This is a genomic window from Gottschalkia purinilytica (assembly GCF_001190785.1).
GTDB lineage: Bacteria > Bacillota > Clostridia > Tissierellales > Gottschalkiaceae > Gottschalkia_A > Gottschalkia_A purinilytica.
Genome location: NZ_LGSS01000040.1, coordinates 1 through 4,009, shown reverse-complemented (window position 1 = coordinate 4,009; position 4,009 = coordinate 1). Strand labels below are relative to the sequence as shown.

The 4,009-nt window shown below is 33.1% G+C and carries 5 protein-coding genes; all 5 read left to right on the top strand.

Annotated features, from left to right (window positions below; all coding sequences use genetic code 11):
- A partial coding sequence (locus CLPU_RS16095; protein ID WP_200898647.1) for a terminase TerL endonuclease subunit occupies window positions 1-756 on the top strand: 756 nt, incomplete at its 5' end.
- A gap of 13 nt (window positions 757-769) precedes the next feature.
- Complete coding sequence (locus CLPU_RS16090; RefSeq protein ID WP_050379096.1) at window positions 770-2,071, top strand: phage portal protein; 1,302 nt, start codon at window positions 770-772, stop codon at window positions 2,069-2,071.
- The gene (locus CLPU_RS16085) at window positions 2,007-2,621 is read left to right on the top strand and encodes an HK97 family phage prohead protease (protein WP_050379094.1); all 615 of its coding nucleotides are present in this window, start codon (window positions 2,007-2,009) and stop codon (window positions 2,619-2,621) included. Before CLPU_RS16090 ends, CLPU_RS16085 begins: the two co-directional genes overlap by 65 nt.
- 1 nt (window position 2,622) lies before the next feature.
- Window positions 2,623-3,819, top strand: coding sequence for a phage major capsid protein (locus CLPU_RS16080; RefSeq protein ID WP_050379091.1), 1,197 nt, complete (start codon window positions 2,623-2,625; stop codon window positions 3,817-3,819).
- A gap of 28 nt (window positions 3,820-3,847) precedes the next feature.
- Window positions 3,848-4,006 (top strand): Rho termination factor N-terminal domain-containing protein, encoded by a 159-nt coding sequence (locus CLPU_RS16840; protein WP_082154283.1) that lies wholly within the window; start codon window positions 3,848-3,850, stop codon window positions 4,004-4,006.
- Window positions 4,007-4,009 lie beyond the last annotated feature (3 nt).

Genomic DNA, 4,009 nt, shown 5'->3' with positions numbered 1-4,009 from the left:
GCTTTAGACTATCCTGAAAAAATGAGAAACTTTCTTACTAAAAACATGAATAGATGGGTGGATATGAGAGATGGTGGCTATATGGATATGTCTAAATGGAGAGAAGCAGGAGAGGAATATAATTTTGAAAACTTAGAAGGTGAAGAATGTATAGTTGGAATGGACTTATCAACTAAATTGGACTTAACTTCTGTAGGATTTGAATTTAAAGTAGATAATCAGTACAAAATTTTATCCCATAGCTTTATTCCAGAAGAAACGTATAATCAGAAACTAAGAGAAGGTAAACTTCCTTGGAGTTATTGGGTTGAGAAAGGTTGGCTAACCGTAACACCGGGATCAGTAATAGATTATAGTTATATCAAAAAATACATTAAAGAAAAAGAAGAGAAATACGGAATAACAGTTAAGGAAGTATGTTATGATCCATGGAACGCTACACAATTCGCACAAGACATGTCTTTAGAAGGGTATACAATGATAGAGATTAGACAAGGCATAAAGACTTTGAGTGAGCCTTGTAATAACTTTAGAGAAGAAGTTTATTCCGGAAATCTTAAACATAATAATAATGATTTGCTCACATGGGCTGTTGGGAATTCAGTAGTTAAACAGGATGCAAATCAAAATATTATGTTAGATAAAAGTAAATCGGCTGAGAAAATAGACCCTATAGCAAGTATTATAAATGCACATGTTAGAGCTAGAACAGAACTAGAAAGCTATGGAGAACTTGTAGATGTATGGAGTTTCTAAAGGAGGTGAGTAAGTGGGATTAGTTACAAGAGCAAGAGAGGTAATAAACAATATATTTAGAAAAAATAACAAACCTTCTAGGAGTAGCCTTACTAGTTGGTTTCCTAGTTTTACTAGTGGGGTAAGCAAAGATACAGCATTACAAAATCATGCAGCTATATATGGGGCAATAAATAGAAAATCCAATGCAATAGGACAGATGCCTATAAAGCTTCATAGGAAAAAGGATGGAAAAAGAATACAAGTAGATGATTATAGAGCCGAATTGGTTGGGGCTAGACCCGAGATAAACCGTTCGGCTTTTATATTTTGGAGAACAATAGAAGCTATGAAAGAGATATACGGAAACGCTTATGCTTTTATAGAAAGAGATATAGACGGAGAAATAATACAACTTAAATTACTAGATCCTAAATCAGTAAAGCCCTTTGAGAATGAAGATGATAATAACGAGCTTTACTATAAAGTAAGCACTAAAAAAGGGATAATTGCAATACATCATATGGATATTCTTCATTTTCCATCGATCTATTCAAGTGGATATGAAGGTATAAGTTTTATAGAAGCACTATCAAATCAATTAAATCTTAATAAGACAACACAAGAGACTGCAAAATCGCAGGCTGAGAACTCCCTAAAAGTAAGTGGAGTAATAAAACTAGCTACAAACTTAAAAAAAGAAGCAAGGGAATTATATAAAAATGAACTGAAAGAAATGTATTCAAAGGGTTGGAATAGTGTACTTGTATTAGAGAATGGTGTTGACTATCAACAAATTAGATTTGATGTACAAGACCTTAAACTACTTGAAAACAATAAAATAACAATACAACAGGTATCCATGACAAGCGGGGTACCTTTATTTATGCTTTCTGAAATGGATGGAGCTAAATATGGAAGTATAGAACATCAGAATATCCACTTTGTACAAAGTTGTATATCTCCGGATGCAATAATGATAGAGCAAGAACTTAATTATAAATTACTATCGCCTAAAGAACGTAAGGATGGCATGTACTTTAAATTTAATATTAATGCATTAGTTAGAGGGGATATGAAAACAAGGGCTGATTACTACAATAAAATGACTCCCATTGCAGGGATGACGCCTAATAAAATATATGAATTAGAAGATATGGAAGACATAGGCCCTTTAGGAGACAGACCGTTAGTGTCTTTAAACTATACTTTCTTAGATACATTAGAAAATCATGAAAGGATAAAAAAACAATCGAAAGGGGGTGAAGGAAATGGAGAAGGAAAACAAACAGGAAATGGAACAGAGGACATTTCAAATAAGAAACCTTCAAGTTAGAGATAATTCAAGTGGAAAAGGTGCTACCATTGGTGGATATGCAGCAGTATTTAATCAATATACAACCATAAGGGATAGATGGGGGGATGAATTTCAAGAGCAAATAGTACCAGGTGCTTTTGAAGAAGCATTAGAAAATAATTCTATATTAGCTTTATACAATCATGATTGGAGTAATGTATTAGCAAGAAAAGATGTAAATATGACACTTCAAGAGGATGATGTGGGACTTAAATTTGAAATTAATCTCCCAGATACTCAACTATCTAGAGATTTATCTCAACTGATGGCCGAGGGAATAGTAAATCAATGTTCATTTGGTGCTTATGTTAAGAAAAATGAATGGAAGTTTACAGAAGATGGGGACTTTAGAATACTTCAAGAGCTTGATTTAAGAGAAATAACTATAACGCCTATACCAGCCTATCCACAAACAAATGCAGAAGTGAGAAGTGTAAAAGGCGATCAACCTGTAGATAAGAACTGGGAAAAGAGAAAACAAGAAATTATAAACAAATATTCAAAATACACAAATAAAGGAGACATGTAATATGAAAAGGAAACAAGGTTTAATTAGAATGAATTTACAGCTATTCGGAGAGGGTAAAAAAAGCACATTTCAATTAAGAAATGAGCTAAATGACTTCAATGCAGAAATAGAAAAGAAAAGTGCTGAAGTTATAGAAATGGCGACAAATAATAAAGCAGAAGAAGTGACTAGATTAGAAAGTGATATAAAGAATTTAGAAACTTGTAGAGATGCTATAAAATCCGAGCTAGACAAAAGAAATGCCAAGGCACAAGCTAAAGCACAAGAAATTGAATTTAAAGAAAATAACGAAACGCCAGAACAAAGAATGATAAGTGCAAAGGCGGAACTAATAAGAAGTGCAATAACAGGGAAAGAATTATCTCCAGAAACTAGAGCTTCATTAGGAGCTATAGGAACTACAACTGGTGGGGGAGAAAAGATACTTCCAACTAATATGGCAAAGACATTAGTATATGAACCACTTGCTAAAAATCAACTTAGAGATGTTGTTTCAACTACTAATATAACAGGACTAGAACTTCCTAAAATAGCTTACAAATTAGATGATGATGACTTTATAGGAGATGATGAAACAGCTAAAGAACTAGAATTAACAGGGGATAAAATTACTTTTGGCAGATTTAAGTCTAAAGTATTTGTTGCTATATCAGATACCGTGATACATGGAACTGATACTGACTTAGTCTCTTATGTAGACAATGCACTACAAAGTGGTTTAGCAGCTAAAGAAAAGAAAGTAATGTTAGCAGGGACACCAAAAGTTAAAGAAGAGCATATGAGTTTCTATTCTACAGAAAATAAGATTAAAAAAGTACAAGGAAATACTTTATTTGAAGCTATAACTGGAGCAATAGCAGACTTACATGAGGACTTTAGAGAAAATGCAAAGGTTGTAATGAAATACTCTGACTATATAACAATGATCAAAGAGTTAGCGAATGGAAGTATGGACCTTTACAAAGCGCAACCAGAACAAATAATAGGAAAGCCAGTTGTATTCTGTGATAGTGCAACATCACCTATAGTTGGTGACTTTAACTATGCACATTTAAATTATGATGGTGACTTCATATATGATACAGATAAAGACGTTAAAACAGGAGACTATTTATTTGTATTAACTGCATGGTTAGACTTCCAATTAAAACTAAAATCTGCATTTAGATTAGCAGAGGTGAAAACTACTACTCCCTAATCCTGCTCCTTCTGAAAACGGGGGAGAAGTGGAGACTAAAAAAGTTGAATCTTCTTTGAATGAATTAACTGTAGATGAATTAAAGACTATGGCTAGAGATTTAGGAATAACAGGTTACTCTAGTATGAAAAAAGAAGAGTTAATAAAAGCAATAGAAGAAGCACAAAACCAAGAAGGGGCTATATAATGT

What these genes read in the sequence shown, in the direction of transcription:
- CLPU_RS16085 (WP_050379094.1), top strand. Translation starts at nt 2,007, where the DNA reads ATGGAGAAGGAAAACAAACAGGAAATGGAACAGAGGACATTTCAAATA.
- CLPU_RS16080 (WP_050379091.1), top strand. Translation starts at nt 2,623, where the DNA reads ATGAAAAGGAAACAAGGTTTAATTAGAATGAATTTACAGCTATTCGGA.